17 protein-coding genes and 2 tRNA genes are annotated in these 17,580 nt (G+C 68.7%); 13 read left to right on the top strand and 6 right to left on the bottom strand.

What is annotated here, in order from left to right; genetic code table 11:
- The first annotated feature begins 119 nt into the window (after nucleotides 1-119).
- The gene (dacZ, locus tag ACYQZ5_RS11515) at nucleotides 120-926 is read left to right on the top strand and encodes a diadenylate cyclase DacZ (protein ID WP_379731082.1); all 807 of its coding nucleotides are present in this window, start codon (nucleotides 120-122) and stop codon (nucleotides 924-926) included.
- Nucleotides 926-1,729 carry a mechanosensitive ion channel domain-containing protein gene (locus tag ACYQZ5_RS11510; protein WP_459846234.1) on the top strand — a complete coding sequence of 268 codons (804 nt, stop codon included), beginning with the start codon at nucleotides 926-928 and terminating at the stop codon, nucleotides 1,727-1,729. Before dacZ ends, ACYQZ5_RS11510 begins: the two co-directional genes overlap by 1 nt.
- A gap of 13 nt (nucleotides 1,730-1,742) precedes the next feature.
- Here ACYQZ5_RS11510 and ACYQZ5_RS11505 read toward each other — a convergent pair whose 3' ends face one another.
- Nucleotides 1,743-2,243, bottom strand: a complete 501-nt coding sequence (locus tag ACYQZ5_RS11505) for an acyltransferase (RefSeq protein WP_379731080.1) — start codon at nucleotides 2,241-2,243, stop codon at nucleotides 1,743-1,745.
- 277 nt (nucleotides 2,244-2,520) lie between these two features.
- Between ACYQZ5_RS11505 and ACYQZ5_RS11500 the strand changes: the two genes are divergently transcribed.
- Complete coding sequence (locus ACYQZ5_RS11500; protein WP_379731079.1) at nucleotides 2,521-4,371, top strand: ABC transporter ATP-binding protein; 1,851 nt, start codon at nucleotides 2,521-2,523, stop codon at nucleotides 4,369-4,371.
- Between the two features lie 78 nt (nucleotides 4,372-4,449).
- On the opposite strand, the gene ACYQZ5_RS11495 is transcribed toward ACYQZ5_RS11500, so the two are convergent.
- Nucleotides 4,450-4,644, bottom strand: coding sequence for a cold-shock protein (locus tag ACYQZ5_RS11495; RefSeq protein ID WP_049981782.1), 195 nt, complete (start codon nucleotides 4,642-4,644; stop codon nucleotides 4,450-4,452).
- Nucleotides 4,645-4,759: 115 nt separating this feature from the next.
- Between ACYQZ5_RS11495 and ACYQZ5_RS11490 the strand changes: the two genes are divergently transcribed.
- Nucleotides 4,760-5,146: a DUF8146 domain-containing protein gene (locus tag ACYQZ5_RS11490; RefSeq protein WP_379731078.1), complete on the top strand. Its 387-nt coding sequence runs from the start codon at nucleotides 4,760-4,762 to the stop codon at nucleotides 5,144-5,146.
- Here ACYQZ5_RS11490 and ACYQZ5_RS11485 read toward each other — a convergent pair whose 3' ends face one another.
- Entirely contained in the window at nucleotides 5,147-5,602 is a 456-nt protein-coding gene (locus tag ACYQZ5_RS11485) for a DUF5814 domain-containing protein (protein WP_379731077.1), read from the bottom strand.
- Between the two features lie 114 nt (nucleotides 5,603-5,716).
- On the opposite strand from ACYQZ5_RS11485, the gene ACYQZ5_RS11480 reads away from it, so the two are divergent.
- Nucleotides 5,717-5,787, top strand: a tRNA-His gene (locus ACYQZ5_RS11480).
- A gap of 460 nt (nucleotides 5,788-6,247) precedes the next feature.
- On the opposite strand, the gene ACYQZ5_RS11475 is transcribed toward ACYQZ5_RS11480, so the two are convergent.
- The gene (locus ACYQZ5_RS11475) at nucleotides 6,248-7,426 is read right to left on the bottom strand and encodes a CBS domain-containing protein (protein WP_379730668.1); all 1,179 of its coding nucleotides are present in this window, start codon (nucleotides 7,424-7,426) and stop codon (nucleotides 6,248-6,250) included.
- A gap of 87 nt (nucleotides 7,427-7,513) precedes the next feature.
- Here ACYQZ5_RS11475 and ACYQZ5_RS11470 point away from each other — a divergent pair, with 87 nt between their 5' ends.
- Complete coding sequence (locus ACYQZ5_RS11470; protein ID WP_379730667.1) at nucleotides 7,514-7,882, top strand: cupin domain-containing protein; 369 nt, start codon at nucleotides 7,514-7,516, stop codon at nucleotides 7,880-7,882.
- 57 nt (nucleotides 7,883-7,939) lie between these two features.
- Here the strand turns inward: ACYQZ5_RS11470 and ACYQZ5_RS11465 are convergent, their stop codons facing one another.
- The gene (locus tag ACYQZ5_RS11465; RefSeq protein WP_379730666.1) at nucleotides 7,940-8,143 is read right to left on the bottom strand and encodes a DUF8106 domain-containing protein; all 204 of its coding nucleotides are present in this window, start codon (nucleotides 8,141-8,143) and stop codon (nucleotides 7,940-7,942) included.
- 131 nt (nucleotides 8,144-8,274) lie between these two features.
- Here ACYQZ5_RS11465 and ACYQZ5_RS11460 point away from each other — a divergent pair, with 131 nt between their 5' ends.
- From ACYQZ5_RS11460 to ACYQZ5_RS11445, 4 genes are all read left to right on the top strand, one after another.
- Nucleotides 8,275-10,329 (top strand): DEAD/DEAH box helicase, encoded by a 2,055-nt coding sequence (locus ACYQZ5_RS11460; protein WP_379730665.1) that lies wholly within the window; start codon nucleotides 8,275-8,277, stop codon nucleotides 10,327-10,329.
- Nucleotides 10,330-10,366: 37 nt separating this feature from the next.
- A complete protein-coding gene (locus ACYQZ5_RS11455) occupies nucleotides 10,367-10,576 on the top strand; it encodes a glycine zipper domain-containing protein (protein WP_379730663.1) in 210 nt (69 codons plus the stop codon).
- 48 nt (nucleotides 10,577-10,624) lie between these two features.
- Nucleotides 10,625-12,508, top strand: a complete 1,884-nt coding sequence (locus tag ACYQZ5_RS11450; protein WP_379730662.1) for an SLC13 family permease — start codon at nucleotides 10,625-10,627, stop codon at nucleotides 12,506-12,508.
- 42 nt (nucleotides 12,509-12,550) lie between these two features.
- Nucleotides 12,551-12,623, top strand: a tRNA-Pro gene (locus ACYQZ5_RS11445).
- 64 nt (nucleotides 12,624-12,687) lie between these two features.
- On the opposite strand, the gene ACYQZ5_RS11440 is transcribed toward ACYQZ5_RS11445, so the two are convergent.
- The gene (locus tag ACYQZ5_RS11440; RefSeq protein WP_379730660.1) at nucleotides 12,688-13,371 is read right to left on the bottom strand and encodes a hypothetical protein; all 684 of its coding nucleotides are present in this window, start codon (nucleotides 13,369-13,371) and stop codon (nucleotides 12,688-12,690) included.
- 204 nt (nucleotides 13,372-13,575) lie between these two features.
- On the opposite strand from ACYQZ5_RS11440, the gene ACYQZ5_RS11435 reads away from it, so the two are divergent.
- From ACYQZ5_RS11435 to ACYQZ5_RS11425, 3 genes are all read left to right on the top strand, one after another.
- Nucleotides 13,576-14,997, top strand: coding sequence for a single-stranded DNA binding protein (locus ACYQZ5_RS11435; protein WP_379730659.1), 1,422 nt, complete (start codon nucleotides 13,576-13,578; stop codon nucleotides 14,995-14,997).
- A 75-nt stretch (nucleotides 14,998-15,072) separates the two neighbouring features.
- Nucleotides 15,073-16,974: a flippase activity-associated protein Agl23 gene (locus ACYQZ5_RS11430; RefSeq protein WP_379730658.1), complete on the top strand. Its 1,902-nt coding sequence runs from the start codon at nucleotides 15,073-15,075 to the stop codon at nucleotides 16,972-16,974.
- Nucleotides 16,971-17,579 carry a hypothetical protein gene (locus ACYQZ5_RS11425; protein WP_459846228.1) on the top strand — a complete coding sequence of 203 codons (609 nt, stop codon included), beginning with the start codon at nucleotides 16,971-16,973 and terminating at the stop codon, nucleotides 17,577-17,579. Before ACYQZ5_RS11430 ends, ACYQZ5_RS11425 begins: the two co-directional genes overlap by 4 nt.
- Nucleotide 17,580 lies beyond the last annotated feature (1 nt).

The following is a 17,580-nucleotide window of genomic DNA, read 5'->3' as shown; positions in this document are numbered from 1 at the left end:
GCGACCCATCAGCGCGTTCCGTCTAAAGCTTGCTGGGAAGCTCCCCGCAGGGGCGGCGTCGGACGCCCGTCTGACGGACCCACAAACCCTTTGATCCACGGGCGGGATTATTCTTGATAATGTCGACCCCTGCCGATCTCCTCGACGACCTGACGGCGGATCTGGACGCGGTGTTCGTGTTCTCCCCCAGCAGCGGGTTCTACGAACGCTTCGAGGATCTCGACGGGGAGGTTGTGGTTATCGCGCCGGAGAACGTCGTCGACGCCGAGGTGTTCGTCGAGCTACCGCTGGAGTTCGAGAACGTCCGCGACCGGATCAAGTTCGGCGTCGAGGGCGCGATGGACCGCGGTGTCGTCGACGACGGCGACGAGGTGGCGTGCGTCGTCAGCGTGTTCGACGAACACGACTCCGTCGTGCGCGTCCGCGCCGACGAGTCGATGCACTCCGGCGTGTACGACCTGTTCGCGAACTCGCGTGCGGATCCGGGGGTCATCCGCGACGTGTTCGAGGTGGTGATCGAACTGGGGAAGAAAGGCCAGAAGGGCAAGCCCGTCGGCGCGCTGTTCGTGATCGGCGACGCCGGGAAGGTGATGAACAAGTCCCGGCCGCTCAGCTACAACCCCTTCGAGAAGTCCCACGTCCACGTCGGCGACCCGATCGTGAACGTGATGCTCAAGGAGTTCTCGCGGCTCGACGGCGCGTTCGTCATCAGCGACTCCGGGAAGATCGTCTCCGCGTACCGCTACCTCGAACCGGGGGCCGAGGGCGTGGACATCCCGAAGGGGCTGGGCACCCGCCACATGGCCGGCGCGGCGGTCACCCGGGCGACCAACGCGACCGCGATCGTGCTCTCGGAGTCCGACGGGATGGTCCGGGCGTTCAAAGGCGGCGAGCTGATTCTGGAGATCGACCCGGAGGACTACTGATGCCCCCGATGGCCCTCCAATCCGGGTTCGAGGCCGGCGGCCCGCTGGGCGCGGTTCCCGAGCGGATCTGGCTCGCACTCGGGGTGTTCGTCCTCGCGGTGCTTCTCGCGTGGCTGGTCGTCAAAGTCAACGCCGGACTGCTCAGACGGGCGGGCTTGCCGGAGACGATTGAGGGGACGGCGTTCGAGCGCACCGCCCGCGGGATCGGCACCTCGACGGTTGCGATCCTCTCACAGCTCTCGGGGTGGTTCATCGTCATCCTCGGCGCAATCGTCGCCGTCTCCATCGCGGAGCGGAGTTACGCCGAGCAGTTCTGGTCGCAGGCGACCGGCTTCTTCCCCAGCTTCTTCGTCGCCGTGTTGATCCTGATCGTCGGCGTCATCGTCGGTGACAAGGTCGAACTCGTGCTCTCCGAGCGGCTGCGGAGCGTCAAGCTCCCCCAGATCGGGATCGTCCCGACCGCGGCGAAGTACAGCGTCGTCTACGTCGCGACCGTGCTCGCGCTGGATCAGATCGGCGTCGCGACGTTCGCGCTGGTCGTGCTGCTGGCGCTGTACGCCCTCGCGCTGGTGGTGTTCGGCGTCGTCGCCGGCAAGCAGATGCTCACCTCCGCGGCCGCGGGGCTGTACCTGTTCCTGAACGAGCCCTACGGTATCGGCGACACGGTGAAGATCAACGGTCAGCGCGGCGTCGTCCAGGAGATCGACGTGTTCGTCACACACATCGAGTCCGACGGCGAGGAGTACATCGTCCCGAACGACCGCGTGTTCGAGGGCGGGATTGTGATCGTCCACGACGACTGACGCCGCCGAGGCGTCACTCCCGGTCCAGCGGCTCCGCGGGCACGCCCGCGACGGTTTCGCCCTCGGGCACGTCCTCGGTCACCAGCGAGTTCGCCGCGACCTGCGCGTCGTCGCCGATCTCGACGCCCGGGAGGACGATCGCGCCCGCGCCGATCATCGCCCGATCGCCGACGACCACGTCGCCGAGGCGGTACTCCTCCTGTAAGAACTCGTGACAGAGCAGCGTCGCGTCGTAGCCGACGATGGCGTCCTCGCCCAGCGTGATGCGCTCGGGCCAGAACACGTCCGGGGTGGCCTCCAGCCCCCACGAGACGCCCGCCCCCACGTCGGCGCCGAGCCGCCGGAGCAGCCAGTTCTTGAACCGGAGGCTGGGGGAGATCCGGATCAGCCAGACGGCGACGTAGTTCAGTGCCACGCGGAGCGGGGACTTGGCGTCGGGCCAGTGCCGGAGGGAGTTCCGCGGGCCGGGCGTGGCGTGGCGGTCCAGTCGCTCGAACCGCGTGTCGTCGCTCATGGACGGGGTTGGTCGGGGGGAGACAAAACGACAGGGGGCAGCGACCGATTTAAGTTCTCCCCGAAAATCGTTCCGTCCGTCTTCTCTCGGCGGGAGCCGCAGCACTGTGCTGGGCCCCGCCGGCCGCCGCCCGCAGCGGTGTCACGATGCAACGAGACACCACGACGGTACGACCTGCTGAACCGAGACGCACACTACCGATCGGCCCGATCCGCGCCGTCGGTCCCACCCACGGCGTCGACACGGTCCGGGACTGCCCGCTCCCGAGGTGGCGGCGATGAGCCTCCCGTCGATCACCGACGCCGCGGCCGAACAGGACTGGCCGGTCCTCGCGATGCTTCGGCGATACGTTCCCGGTCGGCGGGCGCTGTTCGGCGCCGCGGTCGTCACCACGGTACTGTGGCGGCTGTCGACACTCGTCGCGCCGTACTTGCTCGGCCAGTTCGTCGACGGGTTCCTGCTCGGGAGCGGCCTCTCGCTGCCACTCGTCCCTTCGGGGTGGCTCCCCGTCGACACCGGCAGCCAGTTCCGGCTCCTGCTTGGGGCGTTCCTGTTCGCCGGCGTCGTCAACGTCGGAACCAACGCCCTCCGTCGGGCGTCGTGGCGGTGGCTCCGGGGCTCGATGCTGCACGACCTTCGGACCGACGCGTTCGACGCCGCGGGGCTGCTCGGCGTTCCAGTGTTCGAGAGCGAACGCACCGGCGAGGTGATGAGCGTGCTCAACAACGACGTGAACCAACTCGAGTCGTTCCTCGACGACGGGCTCCAGCGAGCCGTCCGAACAGGGGCGTTCTTCGTCGCGACCCTCGTGGCGATGCTGGCGATCCACTGGCAGCTGACTCTCGCGGTCCTCGCCCCCGCGCCGGTGATGGCCCTGTTGGTCGCCGGCTACCAGCGCGCGGTCGAGCCGCGGTACGACGAGCGGCGGGAGGCGGTCGGCGCGCTGAACACCCGGATTCAGCAGGCAGTCGAGGGGATCGAGACGGTGAAAGCCTTCGCCGCTGCGGAGGCGGAGTCCGAGCGAGTCGCCGACGAGTCACGGGCGTACTGGCGGGCCGACTGGGCGGCCGGGAAGCTCTCGGCGCTGTTTTTCGCCGCGCGCCGCGGCGTCTCCGTGGCCACGGGCTTTCTCGTCGTCGCGGTCGGCGGCTCGTGGCTGCTGTTCGGGCCGCCGGGGCCGTTCACCCGACAGCTCTCGGCCGGGACGTTCGTGACGTTCTACTTCTACAGCGGGATGTTCGTCGGCGAGTCCTCGCGGCTGGCTGACGTGGCCGACGGCTACACCGACGCACGGGCGTCCGCCAAGCGCGTCCTCGGCCTGCTTCGGTACCCGACGGGGAACGCCAAGGGCGGGAACGCTCTCGGCGACGTGTCGGGGGCCGTCGCCTTCGAGGACGTACGCTTCGGCTACCCGGAAGCGACCGATCCCGCACTCCGGAGTGTCTCCTTCGCCGTCGAGCCCGGGGAGTTCGTCGGACTGATCGGGCCGACCGGTGCCGGGAAGTCGACGGCGCTCAGACTCCTGCTGCGGTTCTACGACCCTGACTCGGGGACGATCGCCGTCGACGGCGCCGACACCACTGGGGTGGCCGCCTCCGACCTCCGCGAGCAGGTCGGCTACGTAAGTCAGGACCCTTACCTGTTCGACGGTAGCGTCGCCGAGAACGTCGCCTACGGCGTCGACGACGCTGATCGCGCGGCGGTCGTCGACGCGGCGAAGCGGGCGAACGCCCACGAGTTCGTCACCGACCTGCCCGAGGGGTACGACACCCGGATCGGCGAGCGCGGGACGCGGCTCTCGGGCGGGCAGCGACAGCGGCTGGCGATCGCGCGGGCGATCCTACCCGATCCGCCGATCCTCCTGCTCGACGAGGCGACCAGCCACGTCGACAACCGGACGGAACTGCTCCTGCAGGAGAGCCTCGCCGAGGCGCGTGCGGGGCGGACGACGATCGCGATCGCTCACCGACTCTCGACGGTCCGGGACGCCGACCGGCTGCTGGCATTTGAGGACGGAGAGATAGTCGAACGCGGCAGCCACGGGGAGCTACTCGACGCGGACGGACTGTACGCGGAGCTCTGGCGGCTCCACGTCGGCGAGACGGTCACGCCGGCACGCGCCCGCTGAGGGCTCGGCCGACGACCGATCGCCGGGGCTACCGCTGTTCAGTGTAATAAACGCAGAAATCCGCAGCGAAGAACCGACTTACAGGCGGGTCAGGTTCGTCGCGCGGGGGCCCTTGTCGGCCTGTTCGATGTCAAACTCAACTTCCTGGCCTTCCTCGAGGTCCGGGCCGCCCACGTCTTCCATGTGGAAGAAGACGTCCTCGTCTGCGTCCTCAGTCTCGATGAAACCGTAACCGCCCGTGTCGTTGAAGAAATCAACCGTTCCAGTCGCCATTGCAACCGAAGCAACGACCCGCTCCCGGATAACCCTTTCGAGAGCGCGACCGCCGCGCTCGTCGGTTCGCCGCCCACAAACGCTTAAGTTCGGCCGCTCACAACCGCCGGGCGAGATGGGGACCAAGAGCAAGACGATCTCCTTCCGCGTCGACGAGGATGCGTTCGAGGCGCTGCGGGAGATCGCGGAGGAGCGCGAGATCTCGTTGTCGGCGGTGTTTCGGGACTACGTCGACACGCTCGTCGCCCACGACGGGCAGGTGGATCTCGTCCCCGCCGATCGGGAGGCCGAGGACGACGAGAGCTTCCCGCCGACGGTGGAGGTGCCGAAGAGCTTCATCCGCGAGCACGAGCGGCTGGAGCTGGAGGCCGACCACCTGCGCGAGCAGCTGGAGGAGCACAAACGCTACATCGACTACCTGCGCGAGCAGGCCGACGAGACGGAAGAGGTCGTCAAGCTCGAGGACCTCGACGGCGACGAGAACACGTACCAGATCGGGTAGTCAGCCCGAGAGTTCCTGCTTGGCTTCGCGAGCGCGGCGTGCGGCCTCCTGGTCCCCTTCGACTTCTGCCAGCGACTCGACGGCCTCCAGCCGTCGGATCGAGCTGTCGAGGAAGGAGAGCACGTCCCCCGAGTAGGCGTACAGCATGTACTCCGCGGACATCGTGTCGACGATGGCGTCGGGACCCAGTCCCTGCGCGCGGAGTTCGAGCAGGTACTGGACGAACTTCTCCTCGGGGTGGCCGCAGTAGGGGTTGTTGTCGCAGTCGCAGTCGAGGAAGTCCTCCGCGAAGTCGAGCACCTTCTCGCGGGTCGCCTCGTCGAGTTTCTCGATGCCGTCGCCCGTGAACAGCAGGTCCAGCGTCGCCCCCTTGAACGCGCCCTTGGGGATCGAGCGCTCCAGTTGGGAGGCGATCTGCCGGTGGTTCTTGACGTAGATCTTGTCGGTGATCGCCACTACCGGCGGTTACGCGAGTCGGCGGCAAAAGCCTCCCGCTCCCCTGCGGCGGCGTGTCACGGGGCCGGGAATGTCGTAACGTATTTCCCTGAAACCGTGGTAGGAATCGCTGTGTCCGGGCTGGGGTAGTGGTATCCTTCAGCCTTGTGGGGGCTGAGACGCGGGTTCAATTCCCGCGCCCGGACCTTCTGGCTGCGAACGAACGTGAGCAGCCGAAGGCTCGTCGAATCCCGCATCCTCACTTATCGGCTATGTTCACGTACGTCGTCGGTCAGACAGCAACCGCAACGGCACAGCATCTCGATGCTTGACTACTTGTGACCGCAGTGCGCCGGGCATGAAGCCCGGCGCAGTACCGGGTTCCCCACCCCTCCCCCCGCGCCGGCGACAGGTCGCCGGCGCGAGGCGTCCACCGCCACGGCGGTCGGCGCGAAGCGCGAGCGCCTCCGTGCGCGAGTCAGCGCGAGGGACGACTGAGTGAACGCAGTGAACGAAGGAGTCGGCTGGGGAGGTCTGTGGGCTGTGCGGGGCGGTGCGGTCACAAGGTGCCAACGATCGAACTGCTGTTGCTATACCAGCCGTCGACGACGAATCACGATCGACAGAATTGACGACGGACGACCACCAAACCCGCAAAAACGCCGACTACCGCCCGAACGGCGAGAGGTTCGGCCCCATCGACTCGCTCGGAGCGGCGCCGCTCTGCTGGATGATGTCGAACGCGGTCATCAGGTCCGTCCGGGAGATGATCCCGCAGAGCTTCCCGTTGGCGTCGACGACGGGCAGGCGCCCGACGCCGTGTTCCTGCATCGTCTGGAGCGCCTCCATCGCCTCCGTCTCGGGCGTCGCGGTGTACACCTCGGTCGACATCACGTCGTCGACGCGCATCGCGTCGCGCTCGACCTCGTCGACCGACTGGGCGTCGGCGAGCGTCACCATCCCGACGAGCTCGCCGTTCTCGACCACCGGGTAGCCGGTGTGGCGCTCGCGGAACATCCGGCCCATCAGGTCGGCGACGCTGTCGTCCGGCGAGACAGTGTGAAGCTCCGCGGTCATCACGTCGCTCACGGTGACGCCCTGGAACGCCGCCTTGAGCACGGTCTGCTGGGCCTCGCCCGCCGCGCCGATGTAGATGAAGAACGCCAGCGCGACCAGCAGCAGGTTCGGGCCGCTGAACAGCCCGAGCAGCCCCAGCAGTAGCGCGAACCCCTTCCCGACCTCCGCGGCGATCTGGGTCGCGCGAGCGTGGGTCCGCGTCCGGGCGAGCAGCGCCCGCAGCACGCGGCCCCCGTCCATCGGGAACCCGGGCAGCATGTTGAACGCGGCGAGCATGACGTTCGCGAGCATCAGGTAGCCGAGCAGGAACGTCGCGATCGGTCGCCCGCCGCCGGCGACCAGCGAGAAGCCGGCGTAGCCCAGCCCCCCGAGGGCGACGCTTACGATCGGTCCCGCGACGGCCACTTGGAACTCGATCTTCCAGTCCTCGGGCATCTCGGCGAACTGGGCGACGCCGCCCAGCAGCCAGAGCGTGATCGAGTCGATCTCGTAGCCGTAGTACATCGCGACCGCCGAGTGGCCCAGTTCGTGGAGCAGCACGCAGGTGAACAGCCCGATCGCCGCCGCGGCGCCGAGCGCGAAGGGGGTGTACCCCTGCGTCAACACGCCGGTCTCGATCCCGGCGTCGAACGCGGGGTTGAACACCTCCTCGACCAGCGTCGTCACGTCGCTGCCGATCAGGTAGGCGAACACCGGTAGGATCAGCAGGAACGTGGCGTCGAGCTTGATCGGGATGCCGAAGACGCTCCCGAGACGGATACCTCGCATACCGTTCGGTTGGGCCGAGGGGGTGAAAAAGGCGGTCGCCGCGGCCCGTGCCGTCACGGTTTAGCGCCCCGGCGCCGAACTCCCGGTATGGTCGATCACGTCGTGAAACGCAGCGAGGAGATCGAGTACGAGCCCGTCGACGCCGCCGAGGGGCTGCAGAAAGGCGTACTACTCGACGAGAGCGACGGCGCGCCGAACTTCGCGATCCGGCGGTTCGAACTCGACGCCGGCGCCGAGGTCCCCGAGCACACGAACGCGGTCGAACACGAGCAGTACGTGCTCGCGGGCGAGTACGTGGTCGGGATCGACGACGAGGAGTACACGGTCTCCGCCGGCGACTCGCTGCTGATCCCCGCCGGCGCGGTCCACTGGTACCGGAACGACAGCGACCGACCGGGGGCGTTCCTCTGTGCGGTGCCGAACGGCGACGACACGATCGAACTGGTCGAGGAATAGCGGTCGGTTCTCCGCCGCCGATCAGTCGCTTGCCCTGCCCGGCTGACAGCGTGCCGGTCAGTCGCTCGCCACCACGGCGTCGACGCTCCGCTTGCTCACGGGTCGGCGCGTGATCGTCGTCGCACAGTCCGGGCAGGAGAGCGTGATCCGCTCGCCGATCTCGGTGGCCGTCGCCGATTCGTCCCAATCGCCGTCGGCCGGGCTCTCGTGCCCGCAGACCGAGCAGAACAGCGTCGCCTTCGTGCGCGTGGAGGAGTTCATTATCGGAGTGTAGCCGCTGAGGGGCCGTAAACCCTCCGTGAGGCTGTGTTGCACCCGCATGCGCCGGATTCCCGCGGCACGGCTTCGCGCCGACCGCATGGCTGAAGTACCCGTTTCGCGTACCCCCACCCGTGTCTCAGCAGGTCGCCCGCGTCGACACCCTGTTCCTCCACGAGTCCGGCGACGACTACCGCGTCGTCGTGCTCCGTGACGGCTCCCGGGTGTTCCGCGGCACGCTCGAACTCAAGGAGACCGATGCCGGGCCGCGGCCCCGTCGGTTCCTGCAGTCCGACGACGACGGCGGCGAGCCGATGCGCCCCGAGGAGTTCGTCGAACTCGCCCGCCGCGCCGAGCGCATCCGCATCTCCGAGCAGACCTCCCCCGAGGGTCGCGAACGCTTGCAGGCGATGCTCGACGGCTACCAGCAGGAGGCGCTGGTCGTCCGCACCTGTCGGTACTGCGCCAACGCCGGCCGCTACTCGCCGATCACCGAGGAGACCGCCATCTCGGCCGATCGGGACTACATCTGCCAGGACTGCGCCGTCGAGGAGCTCGAACGCGAACTCGCCTACAAGGGGCAGTTCACCGGCGCCGCACAGGAGCGACTGGAGGAGCTTCTGCTCGAGGTGGGCGACCTCGACCGCATCACCGACCTCCTGCAGGGCGAACTCGACCCCGACCTCACGAAGTTCGACACCATCTCCGCCACCACCGACGAGGTCGACCCGTACCCGACGAGCGACCTCGACCTCCACCCGAAACTGCAGTCGATGATCGAGGGTCGCTTCGACAATCTCCTTCCGGTCCAGAGCCTCGCCGTCGAGAACGGGCTGTTCGAGGGGCGGGACCAGCTCGTCGTCTCCGCGACGGCGACGGGGAAGACGCTCGTCGGCGAGCTCGCGGGCGTCGACCGCGCGCTGAAGGGCGACGGAAAACTCCTCTTCCTCGTCCCGCTGGTCGCGCTCGCGAACCAGAAACACGAGGACTTCCAAGAGCGCTACGGCGACATCCTCGACGTGACGCTGCGGGTCGGCGGCTCCCGCGTGACCGACTCCGGCGCCCAGTTCGACCCGAACGCCGACGTGATCGTCGGCACCTACGAGGGGATCGACCACGGCCTCCGGACGGGCAAGGACATGGGCGACATCGGCACCGTCGTCATCGACGAGGTCCACAGCCTGAAGGAGGGCGAACGCGGCCACCGCCTCGACGGGATGATCTCCCGGCTCAAGCACTACTGCGAGCAGCGCGCGAAGGACCGCTCGGACTACGACGGCGCGCAGTACGTCTACCTCTCCGCGACGGTCGGCAACCCCGAGTGGCTGGCCGAACAGCTCCGCGCGACGCTGATCGAGTTCGAGGAGCGGCCCGTCCCGATCGAGCGCCACGTCACGTTCGCCGACGGCCGGGAGAAACTCCGGATCGAGGACCGCCTCGTCAGGCGGGAGTTCGACAGCAAGTCCTCGAAGGGGTATCGCGGGCAGACGATCATCTTCACCAACTCCCGGCGGCGCTGTCACGAGATCTCCCGGAAGCTGGAGTACGACTCCGCGCCGTACCACGCCGGGCTGGACTACGGCCGGCGCAAGCAGGTCGAGCGCCAGTTCGGCGATCAGGAGCTCGCGGCGGTCGTGACGACTGCCGCGCTCGCGGCGGGCGTCGACTTCCCCGCCTCGCAGGTCGTGTTCGACTCGCTCGCGATGGGGATCGAGTGGCTCTCCGTCCAGGAGTTCTCCCAGATGCTCGGCCGTGCGGGCCGCCCCGACTACCACGATCAGGGGACGGTGTACCTGCTCGTGGAGCCGGACTGCTCCTACCACGCCTCGATGGAGGCCACCGAGGACGAGATCGCGTTTAAACTCCTGAAAGGTGAGATGGAGGACGTCTCGACGGTGTACGACGAGACTGCCGCCGCCGAAGAGACGCTGGCGAACATCGCCGTCGCCGGCAAGCTCGCCAAGCGGCTCAACGACCGCATGATCGGCGACGTGCCCACCAAACACGCGGTCGGGAAGCTGCTCGAGTGGGAGTTCATCGACGGCTTCGAGGCGACGCCGCTCGGTCGGGCGGTCACGAGCCACTTCCTCTCGCCGGACGACGCGTTCCTGATCCTCGAGGGGATCCGCGAGGGGAAGAGCCCCTACGAGCAGGTGGCGGCGCTCGAACTCGCCGAGCAGGAACTGTAGCGAAACCGACTTCTTCCCGCGCGTCGCGCGCTCCCCCATGACGAGTGACGACTCGGCCGACGAGCCGGCGCCCGAGGAGCCGGATGCGGACGAGATGGACGACGACGAAGCGATGGCGCTGGGGATCGGCCTCGGCGTCTCGCTCGGCGCGGCGATCGGTCTGTCGCTGGAGAACCTCGCGGTCGGGATGGGGATCGGGCTCGCGCTGGGCGCCGCCTTCGGCGCCGCGTTCGCCGAGCGGGAGTGACCGTCGGGAACCCCCACCCTTTTGCCGGCCGGCGGTAACCACATCCCCGTGGCAGCGATCACGCCCGGAGTCGTCGTCGTCACCCTGATCGTGCTGGCGGCGCTGGTGCTGTTCGCGACGGAGCCGGTGCCCGTCGACATCACCGCGCTGGGTATCATGGTGACGCTGATGCTCGTCGAGCCCGTCAGCGGGGTGCTCGCAGACGCCGGCGTCCTCGCGGGGCAGGTGACGATGATCACGCCCGAGCAGGGGCTTTCGGGCTTTGCCAGCCCCGCGACGATCACCGTGCTCGCGATGTTCATCCTCAGCGAGGGCGTCCGCCGGACGGGGATCGTCCAGACGCTCGGGGAGTACATCGGCCGGATCACCGGCGACAGCGAGATCAAACAGCTGAGTGCGGTCGTCGGCATCGTCTCGCCGGTGTCCGGGTTCATCAACAACACCGCCGCGGTCGCGATCCTGCTCCCGATGGTGACCGACGTGGCCAACCGCGGCAACACCTCCCCCTCGAAGCTCCTGCTCCCGCTGTCGTACGCCTCGATGTTCGGCGGGACGCTCACGCTGATCGGCACCTCGACCAACGTGCTCGCGAGCGACGTGGCCGCGCGGCTGGCCGCGGCGCCGGAGTACGCCAACACCGACCTCCACGAGCTCGGGATGTTCGAGTTCACGGGGCTGGGGGTCGTGGTGATGCTGGTCGGGATCGCCTACCTGCTGACCGTCGGTCGCTGGCTCACGCCCGCCCGGATCGCGCCCACCGACGACCTGACCAAGGAGTTCGGCGTCGGCGACTACCTCACCGAAGTGACCGTCCGGGAGGACTCCCCGCTCGTCGGCCGGAAGGTCCGGAACGCGCTGTCGGAGGGCGATCTCGACGTGGACCTGCTCCAGCTCATCCGCGGCGACGAGGTGTTCCTCGAACCGCTCGGCCCCAAGCAGATTCAGGCCGGCGACACGTTCACGCTCCGGACCGACCGCGACACGCTGCTCTCGCTGCTCGACCTCGAAGGGCTGGATCTGGTGGACGTGCCGGTCGACGAGGCCGAACTCGAACAGGCCGAGGCGGGGCAGAACCTCGTCGAGGTCGTCGTCGCCCCCGGCTCGCCGCTGGTGGGCGAGTCGCTCACCTCGATCGGCTTCCGGCAGCGCTACAACGCGACCGTGCTCGCGCTCCGTCGTGGCCGCGAGGTCGTGCGCCGGCGGATGGACGAGGTGCCGCTGAAGGTCGGCGACACGCTGCTGGTGCAGGCGCCGACGGAGACGATCGAGCGGATCGACGGCGGCCGGGAGTTCATCCTGATCGGCGAGGTCGAACAGCACGACTACCGCGAGGAGAAGACCGGACTCGCGATCGGCATCGTCGCCGCCGTCGTCGCGCTCGCGGGGCTGGGGATCCTCCCGATCGTCGTCTCCGCACTCGCGGGATCGCTCGCGATGGTCGTCACGCGCTGTCTCGACCCCGGGGAGATCTACGAGGCGGTGCAGTGGGACGTGATCCTCCTGCTCGCCGGCGTGATCCCGCTGGGGATCGCGCTCGAACGAACCGGCGCCGCCTCGCTGCTCGCGGAGGCGGTCGTCGCCTCCTCGGCGGCGCTGCCGGTGATCGGCGTGCTCGCGGTGTTCTACCTGCTCACCGCGCTGCTGACCAACGTGATCAGCAACAACGCCAGCGTCGTGCTGATGATCCCCGTCGCCGTCGAGACCGCTCAGGCCGTCGACGCCAGCGCGACCGCGTTCCTGTTCGCGGTGATGTTCGCGGCGAGTACGGCGTTCATGACGCCGGTGGGCTACCAGACGAACCTGTTCGTCTACGGTCCCGGCGGCTATCGGTTCACGGACTACGTCCGGGTGGGCGGCCCGCTCCAACTGCTGTTGATGATCGTGACGACGCTCGGGATCGCGACGATGTTCGGCATCCCGATCGCGGTCTGACCCCGAAACGCTTTAGCGCGCGAGTCGCGGACGTAGGGGCACGGGACCGTGGGTTAGCCTGGTATACTTCGGGCCTTGGGTGCCCGTGACCCCGGTTCGAATCCGGGCGGTCCCATTTTCCGCGTCACACTGTCACCGAGTGATTTCTGCGTCGAGGTGACGCTGCGAGCCGTCTGTGCCTACCGCTCGGCCAGCGACCGCACCACCAGCTGGAGCACGTGGACGAACACCCCGGCCACCGCGACGTACAGCCCCACGGACTGCATCGCCGGCCGCCCGCGGCTCTCTCGGACCTGCCACATCTCGTAGCCGAGCCGTAGCAGGAACCCCGCGAAGATCAGCGCGAACGCGGCGACGCCCACCGCCGGGACGAATGTCGCGAGCAGGATCGCCCCCAGCCCCGCGAGGAAGGCGTACGTCGCCCAGCGGCCGTAGTGGTCGAACTGCGTGTCCGAGCGCAGGTAGACGTACGTGCCGATCAGCGCCGTCATCGCGACGACGATGGCGCCGGTGATCGCCAGCGCGGTGATCCGAACCCCCTCCGAGAGGAAGGAGAGTATGCCGCCGCCGAACGCGCCGAAGGCGAGTTCGAGCACGACGACGCCCGCCATCGCCAGCCCCATCGAGTCGTTCTCGAAGCCGCGCTCGGCGACCATCTGGCCGCCCGTGATCAGCGCGCCGTAGATCAGCGCGCCGACGATGGGGACCGAGAACACGATCCGGTTGACCTGCGCGACCGGCGTCGCCGCCGCGACGTACATCACCAACACGTTGAGGAGCATCAGCCCCGTCGCGCCGCCGACGACGCCCCACTCGCGGGCCGACAGCAGGAACCCCCGCTCGGTCGTGGTCTCGTAGCTCATACCGAGGGATAACGCCAGCGTGCCGAAAAGCGTTGTCGCCGGCGGGTCGTCGACCGTCCCGCGACGCCGTCCCGACCCTCTTGTAGGAGGGCGCACCAGCCCGCGTATGGACGACACGAACCGAACCACGAAACCACACGCAAGCGGCGCGTTCCCACCCCAACGGCAACGCTTAACCGTCGGCTGTGCTACCCACCGCTACGAATGAGTGCCATCGACGACGTCCACGAGGAACTCGACGCGGACGTCTCCGCCGAGGAGTTCGAGGAGATGGTGGCGGAGAAAGTCGAGGAGATGGGTGGCCTCGCTGACGACGAGACGGCGGCGATGCTGGTCGCCCACGAGCTCGAGGACGAGGGCGGCGAGGTCGAGAGCGTCGCGGACATCGAGCCGGGGATGGACGACGTGAAGTTCGTCGCGAAGCTGGTCTCCATCGGCGAGAAGCGGACGTTCGAGCGCGATGGCGACCAGCCCGACGGACAGGTCGTCAACACCGAGGTCGCCGACGAGTCCGGCCGGATCCGGCTCTCGCTGTGGGACGAGATGGCCGAGTCCGCGCTCGAAGAGTTGGAGGAGGGCGACGTGCTCCGGATCGCCGGCCGCCCCAAGGAGGGGTACAACGGCGTCGAGGTCTCGGCGGACAAAGCCGAGATCGACCCCGACGTGGAGATCGACGTCTCCGTCAGTGACAGCTACACGGTCGAGGAGCTCTCGATGGGCCTGTCGGACGTGACCCTCGTCGGGAAGCTGCTCGACGTCGACGACCAGTACCGCACGTTCGACCGCGACGACGGCACCGAGGGCCGGGTCGCGAACGTCGCGATCGGCGACGAGACGGGCCGCATCCGGGTGACGCTCTGGGACGAGGCGACCGACCTGCTCGACGAGCTCGAAGCCGACGAAGTCGTCGAGGTCGTCGACGGCTACGTCCGCGAGCGCGAGGGCGACCTCGAACTGCACGTCGGCTCCCGTGGCACCATCGAGGAGGTCGACGAGGACGTGGAGTACGTCCCCGAGACGACGGCCATCGACGACGTGGAGATGGGCGACACCGTCGACATCGCGGGCGCAGTGATCGAGACCGACGACAAGCGCACGTTCGACCGCGACGACGGCTCCGAGGGGCAGGTCCGGAACGTCCGCGTCCGTGACGACACGGGCGACATCCGGGTCGCACTCTGGGGGGAGAAAGCGGATCGTGACATCACGCTTGCCGACCGCGTCGCGTTCACCGACGTGGAGATTCAGGACGGCTGGCAGGACGAGCTCGAGGCCTCCGCAGGCTGGCAGTCGACCGTCTCGATCCTCGACGGCGAGGCCGACGTAGCGGGGGCCGACGCGGGCGGCGACGAGAAGACGCCGCCGTCGGCGGATCAGGGCGGCCTCTCGGCGTTCGGCGAGGACGGCGACGGGGCGGACGAGCTCCGCGACGACGAGAGTGCCGAGGGGGACGGCGAAGAGGTCGAGTTCACCGGGACGGTCGTCCAGTCCGGTAGTCCGGTCGTCGTCGACAACGGCGAGGAGACCCGCAGCGTCGAGACGAGCGAGAGCGTCCAGCTCGGCGAGGAAGTCACGGTTCGCGGCGTCGAGCACGGCGGCCGCATCGACGCCGACGAACTGCTCTGAGCCGCTCCGGGGCTGTACCGCCCGCTCGGGCCGGGAAGGACACACTTAGGTTTCGCCCGTTACACTCGCTGACCGATGGATCGTTCCTCGCTCCCCGACGCCCTCCGCCGGACCGACGACACGGTCCGGGCCGTGCTCGTCGTGGTCGCCGCCGGGTTAATCGCCCGTCTCCTCTTTCTCGGCCAGCGCGTCGCTCACTTCGACGAGGGGCGCGTGGCCTACTGGGCGCTGCACTACCTCGAGACGGGCGAGATCAGCTACCGCTACATCGTCCACGGGCCGCTCGCGCAGTACGCCGACGCGTGGCTGTTCGCCGTTCTCGGTCCGAACGACTTCTCGATGCGGCTGTTCGTCGCCGTCGTCGGCGCGCTGCTCCCGCTCGCCGCACTGCTGTTCCGGCAGCGCCTGCGCGACACGGAGACGGTGCTCGTCGCCGTCCTGCTCGCGTTCAACCCGATCATGCTCTACTACTCGCGGTTCTACCGGAGTTCGCTGCTGGTCGCGGCGTTCATGTTCGTCGCCTTCGGCTTCGGCCTCCGTGCGGTGGACGACGCCCGCCCGCGGCTGCTCTACCCCGCCTTCGCGTTCGGCGCGCTCGGCTTCGCGGCCAAGGAGAACGCGCTGGTGTACCTGATGTGCTGGATCGGCGCAGGGGCGCTCCTGCTCGACTTCTCGCTGATGCACCCCCGGAACTACGACTCGGGGATCGACGCCGTCGCCGCCCGCGTCGAGCCGTACTTCGAGGCGCTGCGTGACCCCGAGCGCTCGACCGACGCCGCCGTCTGGACGGTCCTCTCCGCGCTCACGCTGCTCGTGCTCGGCTACGCGACGCTGTCGGGGTGGGCGCTGACCGCCGTCGTGACGGCGCTGGTGCTGCTGGTCTCGCTGACGATGCTCGTCGACGTGGTTCGCCCGGACGGGGATGCGATCCGCTGGGGCGGCGCGCTGCTCGGGAGTCTGGGGCTGTTCCTCCTGATCTCGCTGTTCTTCTACGCCCCGCGAACCGTCGGCTCGGGCGTCGGCCTCTGGGACGCCGTGTTCAACCCCCTCCGCTTCCCCGAGCTGTTCGAGGCGACGTGGGGCGACATCCGCCCGGGGCTGGAGTACTGGTTCGGCGGGAGCGTCGAGCCGAAGTGCGGCGAGGAGACGATCATCGGCGGCTACGTCTGCTTCCTCGAGCACACGGTCTCGGTGCTCGCGAACTACGCGCTGGTCGTCGTGCCGTTCGCGGCGCTGGGGTTCGTCGTCGCGCGCTACGCCGGCGACCGCCCGCGATCGCTGGTGATGTTCACGGGCTACTGGGGGTTCGTCAGCATCCTCGGCTACCCGCTGGCGACGGACATCCGCGCGGGCTGGATCATGGTGAACGCGATCGTCCCGCTGGTGATCCCGGCCGCCGTCGCGCTGGGGCTGGTGGTCCGCTGGGGCTGGCAGTCGCTGGCCGCGGAGGACCGCGTCGGTACCGTGCTGACCGTGGCGCTGCTGCTGCTCGTCACCGGAGCGATGCTCGTCCCGGCGGCCTCGGCGTCGTACGTCAACCCCACGGCCGACGACAACGAGCTCGTGCAGTACGCCCAGCCTCAGCAGGAGTTCCGGGGAACGTTCGACGACATCGGCGCGATCGCGCCCACACACGAGGGGACCGACCTGCTCGTCTACGGCGAGGAGTTGGTCGCCGAACCCGGGGAAGGTGGCGGGATGGCGCCCGAGTGCTTGCGCCTCGCGAGGGCGCTGCCGATCCACTGGTACGTCGCCGCCGACGACGTGAGCCAGCAGTGTGCGTACAACGAGACCGAACTCCGGTCGCAGATCCAAGAGAGCCAGCCCGCGGTCGTGATCGCCCACGTCGACCACGACGACACGGTCGACGCCGCGCTCGACGACGGGTACGAGCGCCGCCAGCACCACCTCCGGACGATGGGCCGGGAGGTCGTCGTCTACGTCGACGAGGAAGCACTCGCGGAGGCCGAGGGATGACTGCGCTCCTCGCCGGCGCGGCGGCACACAACGCCGGCCAGTACGGCGTCGCCCGCTCGATCTGGGCGGGCGAAGCGCCCGTAGCCCCCGAGGCCGACGACGCCGACGATCAGCTACTCGACGGGCTGGCCGCGTTCGCGACGGCCGTCACCGAGAGTCGCCGCGGCGAGTGGGACGCGGCGCTCGATGCGGCGACGGCGGCCGATATCGAACTCGATGCAGTCGACGGTACTCGCGTCGATCTCGCCCCGATCGAGCGCTGGCTGGCAGCGTTCGGTACCGATCCGGAGATCGCCGAACGCTCGCCGCCGCCCCGGATCGCGGTCGACGGCGACCGCCCCACGCCGGGTGCGCTCCCGCTGTCGGCGGCGGTCGTCGTCGCGGGCACCGTCGCCGCCGCTCGGGGCGACGACCCCGAGGTCGTCGCGGACGCGTTGCGGTTCGCCCGGCGGAGCGAGCATCCGGAAACTACGCGCTACGCGACGTTCGTTCGCGATTACGCGGCCGCGGAGCCGAGCGAGCGCGCGATCGTGTTCGAGCGACTCTCGGGGCTCGTGGGCCGCCAGCGGCGCAAGGAAGACGACGTTTCGGGACTGTTCGACTGAC

The organism is Halolamina salina, from assembly GCF_054653455.1.
This window is presented reverse-complemented; position numbering and strand designations above follow the sequence as displayed.